Origin of the sequence: Microcystis sp. M165S2 (assembly GCF_020245885.1) — a bacterium.
In the GTDB taxonomy this organism is placed as follows: Bacteria; Cyanobacteriota; Cyanobacteriia; order Cyanobacteriales; family Microcystaceae; genus Microcystis.
This window is the reverse complement of the sequence record NZ_JADBTZ010000371.1, coordinates 1-5,632: the sequence shown is the minus strand read 5'-3', so window position 1 is coordinate 5,632 and position 5,632 is coordinate 1. Positions and strand designations below refer to the sequence as shown.

7 protein-coding genes are annotated in these 5,632 nt (G+C 44.9%); 4 read left to right on the top strand and 3 right to left on the bottom strand.

The features are described 5' to 3' along the window. Nucleotides 1-158: helix-turn-helix domain-containing protein (locus IM479_RS18360; protein WP_287697068.1), on the bottom strand; the 158-nt coding region annotated here is incomplete at its 3' end. Nucleotides 159-306: 148 nt separating this feature from the next. Between IM479_RS18360 and IM479_RS18355 the strand changes: the two genes are divergently transcribed. Genes IM479_RS18355 through IM479_RS18345 form a run of 3 tightly spaced genes read left to right on the top strand, consistent with a single transcriptional unit; the run spans nt 307 to nt 1,786 of the window. Beyond that, on the top strand, nt 307-891 hold the full coding sequence (locus IM479_RS18355; protein WP_287674252.1) for a sigma-70 family RNA polymerase sigma factor: 585 nt from the start codon (nt 307-309) through the stop codon (nt 889-891). Continuing rightward, a complete protein-coding gene (locus IM479_RS18350; protein WP_287685922.1) occupies nt 891-1,265 on the top strand; it encodes a hypothetical protein in 375 nt (124 codons plus the stop codon). Before IM479_RS18355 ends, IM479_RS18350 begins: the two co-directional genes overlap by 1 nt. Before the next feature lie 20 nt (nt 1,266-1,285). Next, the gene (locus tag IM479_RS18345; RefSeq protein ID WP_287685921.1) at nt 1,286-1,786 is read left to right on the top strand and encodes a Spy/CpxP family protein refolding chaperone; all 501 of its coding nucleotides are present in this window, start codon (nt 1,286-1,288) and stop codon (nt 1,784-1,786) included. A 121-nt stretch (nt 1,787-1,907) separates the two neighbouring features. On the opposite strand, the gene IM479_RS18340 is transcribed toward IM479_RS18345, so the two are convergent. Then, on the bottom strand, nt 1,908-3,059 hold the full coding sequence (locus IM479_RS18340; RefSeq protein ID WP_287685920.1) for an NAD-dependent epimerase/dehydratase family protein: 1,152 nt from the start codon (nt 3,057-3,059) through the stop codon (nt 1,908-1,910). A gap of 332 nt (nt 3,060-3,391) precedes the next feature. Between IM479_RS18340 and IM479_RS18335 the strand changes: the two genes are divergently transcribed. Next, a complete protein-coding gene (locus IM479_RS18335) occupies nt 3,392-5,242 on the top strand; it encodes a polysaccharide deacetylase family protein (protein ID WP_287685919.1) in 1,851 nt (616 codons plus the stop codon). Between the two features lie 35 nt (nt 5,243-5,277). Here IM479_RS18335 and IM479_RS18330 read toward each other — a convergent pair whose 3' ends face one another. Next, entirely contained in the window at nt 5,278-5,466 is a 189-nt protein-coding gene (locus IM479_RS18330) for a hypothetical protein (RefSeq protein WP_287078567.1), read from the bottom strand. Nucleotides 5,467-5,632: the final 166 nt, after the last annotated feature.

Genomic DNA, 5,632 nt, shown 5'->3' with positions numbered 1-5,632 from the left:
GTTTCAGTATATCCTACTCTTTCTTGTCTTTCATACCATGCTTGTGTTCTGAGATGGAGAGCTTTATTGTAAACTAATCTTACACAGCCCAAAGTGCGCCGCAATAGCGACTCTTGTTCTGGTGTTGGGTAAAATCGAAACGAATAGGCTTTTTCCATGTCTCACATTTTAGCATATATCGTGTAAATGCGCTAGTATTTAACGGTAAAGCCGTCGTAGAACGACGGGGTTTCAGACCCAAAATTTTCGATGAACCATTCTTGGCATCCCCTAGTCTAAACAGACAAGTAGCTAGGGGTGACGGGAATGATCGAGGTGATAACCGATAAGCAAACAATTGTGAGCGATCGAGAGTTAATCTTAAAGTGTCAAAAGGGTGATAGGGGTGCTTTTCCCCACCTTTACCGTCTTTATCAACCAAAAATCCGCTCTACTCTCTATCAACTCTGTGGACGGGAATTCCTAGAGGATTTTGTCCAAGAGGTATTTTTAAGAGTGTGGCGCGGGTTGCCGAAATTGCGTTCACCTGAATACTTTTCCACTTGGGTTTATCGGATCACTTGGAATGTGGCGATCGATGGTCGGCGACAATTAGCCAAAAGACAAATGAGGATGGCCAAAAGCACTGATGAGGAAAACTCCCTTGATAGCGAATCCCGTCCCCAAGATAGTCCCGATTTGATGCAACTGCATTATGAGGAAGTCGTCCGACAAGGGTTAGAAATTCTCAGTTTAGAACATCGCGCTGTCCTTGTTCTTCACGATCTAGAGGACTTACCTCAAAAGGAAATTGCCCAAATCTTAGAAATTCCCCTCGGTACGGTGAAATCACGTCTTCATTATGCGCGTAAAACCATGGGTCAATTTTTGCAAAAACAAGGAGTTCTCTAATGTCCCCAGAAGATGACAAAGTGGTTAATTTTCTGCGTCGCTATCGTCCATCGCTGCCACCTCGACCGATAGATCAAGAAGAACAGTTAATGCAAATGATTAGGGGAGAAAAACCGGTAACTTCCCCAAAATCCCTGCCTTTATTGGGGTTGATCACTGGTATTACTGCCTTATCTGTGCTGATTTTTGCTTCCTATCGTTGGTCTCATCCTCATCCACAACTGGGCCAAATTTCCGACGAGGAGTTAGAAGCTTTTTTAGTGGAGAGTTGGGACTATAGCATCGCTCCACCGATTGCTGCTCCTAGCGTTTATAGTTCGCCTTGGATGAGCTTAAACGAGCCTCAACTCACCTATTCTACCTATAACCCTTAATTTCTTTGTGGAGGTCAATTATGTCCCTTTCTACTCTCTCGATTCTCGGCACGACCATGGCTTTAACTCTAGCCGTTAACCTAGCCCCAACTGCCACTGTGTTATCCTATCCCCAAGATCGTCTATTTATCGCTCAAACTAGCTCTCCCCAGCGTCCTGAGAGTCGTCCCCGTGGGATGAATAATTCTAGAGAAAGACTAATCGAACAATTAAACCTTACCGATGACCAAAAGTCAAAAATTGCCGCTATTCGTCAGAAATATCAGGAAAAAACCAAAACGTTGCGAGAAACCATGAGAAGCAACGAACAAGAATTAAATAGTTTATTATCGAATAATGCCTCCGATCGAGATATCCGTTCTAAACATCAGCAAGTCTCTCGGAATCGCCAAGAAATCAGTAACCTGCAATTTGAGAGTTTTTTGGAAATTCGTCAAGTGTTAACTCCCGCTCAAAGAACGGAATTTTCCCAATTAATGCAGGAACGTTGCCCTAATTCCCGCAATTGCGGGCGACAATAATTCCTATCAGTGCGGATTCAGGAACTTTAACTGGCGACCGAGTTTGATTCCGATACATTAGAAAAGAAAAACGCAAAGGATGGGTTACTACCCCATCCTCAACTGATCATTTACTGATAAATTATCGTTTCCAAGTGACTTTTGGTAGGATATGATTCATATCTACCCGGTCTCTGTACTTGGTGGCGAAGTTTAGGAGGGAATCGAGGAGAGAATCGGAGAGATAGTGAGGTTGTAGGCCTAGATCGAGTAATTTCGTGTTTTTAGCGTTAAAATAATGTTCCTCTAACTCGATGCGCGGGTTGTCAAGATTGTTAATCTCCACATTTAACCCTAATGCGGAACCAGCTTTTTTCACCATCAGTGCCAAGTCACCGACACTAAACAGTTCGGTAAATTGGTTAAAGACGCGGAATTCCCCCGATTGAGCGGGATTTGCGATCGCTAATTCCAAACAACGCACGGTATCGCGGATATCTAAAAATCCTCGCGTTTGGCCACCTTTACCGTACACTGTCAGGGGATGACCGATCGCCGCTTGAATACAAAAACGGTTTAAAGCAGTACCAAAAACCCCATCGTAATCGAGACGGTTAATCAACATCTCATCCATTCCCGTTTCTTCGGTGAGGACTCCATAAACCACCCCTTGATTGAGATCTGTGGCTTTTAAACCCCACATCCGACAGGCAAAATGGATATTATGGCTATCGTGGACTTTACTGAGATGGTACATACTACCGGGTTGTTTGGGATAGGGTAAAGTATCCTTACGACCGTTATGTTCGATCGTGATGTAGCCTTCTTCAATATCTATATTCGGTGTGCCATACTCACCCATGGTTCCCAGTTTCACTAGGTGCGCTTCGGGAAATTCCTCTTTCATCGCGTAGAGGATGTTTAAATTGCCAACAACGTTGTTAACTTGGGTTAAAACTGCGTGTTCGCGATCGATCATGGAGAAGGGTGCAGATCTCTGTTCTCCGAAGTGAACAATCGCATCTGGTTGAAACTGTCGCAGGGATTGAATCAAAAAGTCGTAGTTATTGATATCCCCGACAAAAAGATCGAGCGATTTTCCCGTCAGATCTTGCCAGCGTTGAATCCGATGAGATATGGGTGCGATCGGTGTTAAGGTATCGCAGCCTAATTGTAAGTCCCAATAGCGACGAACTAAACTATCAAGTATGCCTACTTCGTAACCTCTATTTGATAGATGGAGTGCCGTTGCCCAACCACAATAGCCGTCTCCGCCAATAACCAAAACTCTCATACAATATCTGTAAAGTTTATATACTCGTCTTTGGTAACTCTAGCAGTTTTGTGTCACGCTTTACCAACTTAATCCCCGTGAACATAGCGGGGGTGATGGGGTGTGGGGAAGTGGGGAAATGGGGAAGTGGGGAAGCTGTCTCATCACCCTATCACCCCAAAACCCTATCACCCTATCTCCTCCTGAATACTGACTCCTATCTCCTGATGAGGGTGTTCTAGAAAACTTGACAAGGGAACGGATTATAGGGAAACTCAGCTTGTCGGTCAAGGTAATAGAGCAAATCTCAATTTCTTTTTTACTTTTTACTGTTTACTTGATTACTTGATATTATGCGTTGGCAAGCTCGGCAAAAATCTTCGTTTCCTTCCCTTCCCCTATACGGATTTTTGGCATTTATCGTCGTTTGTCTGATTATTTGGGCAAGTTCTCTGTATCCTCGTTCTAATGCTCTGGTGGGGGGTGAGTCTCTCCCCGCACCTTTTAGGGAGTTTCAACCGGAATGCGCGGATTATGTCCTAGAAAATAGTTCTTTTAAGGATATATCGAGAATTTTTGCTTGTAAAACCTATAAAAACCTATCCGATCGCGTGATTCTCCCCCTATCTCTCCAAAAAAACGATATTAGTCTCGATAATTGGCAAAATAACTCGGCAACAGCGATCGAATTAGCACCCTGGCCAGAAATTCATCCCCGCGCTCAAGAGACAAAAGTACCGATTTTAATGTATCACGACATTTTACCAGAAAAAGAGGTATTTTTTGACGTTACTCCGGGGGAATTAGAGGCACATTTTCAATTTTTGCAGGAAATCGGGGCAACTCCTATCAGTATCGATTGGTTAATTTCCCATCTGCGGACCGGTATCCCCCTTCCCGCTAAACCGGTTTTATTGACTTTTGATGATGGTTATGGGGGACATTACCAGTATGTCTATCCTTTATTGAGAAAATATGGCTATCCCGCCGTTTTCTCGATTTATATCAATAAAATGACTCAAAAAACTGGCAGAACCAGTGTCACTTGGCAACAACTCCGGGAAATGGCCGCCGATCCTCTAGTACAAATTGTCTCCCATAGTGTTAGTCATCCCCGGGATTTAAGATTATTGTCCGATGCAGATTTGGAGCAAGAAGTCAAGCAGTCGAAACAAATCTTAGAAAAAGAATTGGGCATTCCGATTAATTATTTCACCTATCCAGAAGGGAAGGCGGACGATCGAGTGAAGGAATTCGTCAAAAAAGCGGGTTATCGGGCGGCTTTATCGATGAATGACCTCGATGAACATTTTGCTGGACAATCCCCCGATTTACTCACTATTGGACGCTTTGGGCAATCGCGCACCAAGGAAATTGTACCGCAAGCTTGGGGAGGTGATCCCTTACCCCGTAGGGATGGTGGTTTTAACTTTGCCACCACCATCCAAAAACGGGAAGTGGAATTCCCAAGCAATACACTTGTTCTAATTAGTGGCGGTATTCCCAAAACTATCCACGCTGATAGTCGCTATCAAGTGGAGGAAATTATCGCCGGCACAGAAGCGATCGCGGCTGTAGATGGCGGTTTTTTCTCTCTCAAGGAATTGGACTCCAATCAGATGATCGGGCCGGTTTTAAGCGAAAATGGCGGCTTTATCCCGGGATATGAAGGTGAAATCGGCAAGTTAGAGGGTCGTCCTTTAGTAATCATTACCGATCGATGGGTGCGTTATCTTCCTTTTGATCCTGCCCGTCATAATACCCTAGAAGGAATCGCAGCGGAGGTCGGAGATGATCTCAAGGTTACGGATGCTTTTGTCGCGGCCGCTTGGTTAGTCAAAGATGGACAACCACAACCGCAAGAATCCTTTGGTACACTTTACGGTTTTGATGCCCTGCGTCACCGGGCTTTTTGGGGGATTAATCAGGCAGGACAGCCAGTAATCGGGGTTTCCAGAGACCCGATCGATTCGATGTCCTTGGGAGAATTATTAGTACAGGCAGGCCTTCGGGAGGCGGTGATGTTAGATTCAGGAGCAAGTACCTCCCTCGCTTATCAAGGTCAATCGCAAGTGCATTATACTCCCCGTCCCGTTCCCCACGTTGTCGCTTTATTTCCCCCCACAGAACCCGATATTGTTCCCATTAGTCATGTGGGGATTCCCTGCGTAATTTTCGCCGATTCCTGTCCTGCGGGGAGTTAGGGGACAAAAACTTATTAACCAGAAAACGGCTGAAGCTATGTATCTAAGAAAGCTCTAAGGGCAATTTTGTACTTGTTTTTCAGCCGTGGAGAAACCAGACCACCTTGCTGAATCTGTGCGAGAATTGTGGCTGAACAAGAGCCTTTTGGAATCGGACTACCCGCAGTGATTAAACTGGCTAATTCCGTGGCATCCATCTCCCGGGCAAATTGATAGGCAATCACAGATTCACAGACGTTGACACTCCCATCGCTCTCATGCGAGGGATTCTTGGTTCACTGAGTTTCCTTAATCTGACAGGACGTATCCAACCAAACCAGAGGGAATCTCTCCCCAAGCGTGAGTTCCGGTATGCCCTACCGTACTTAGTCCCTTTTTGAGAATATTGAT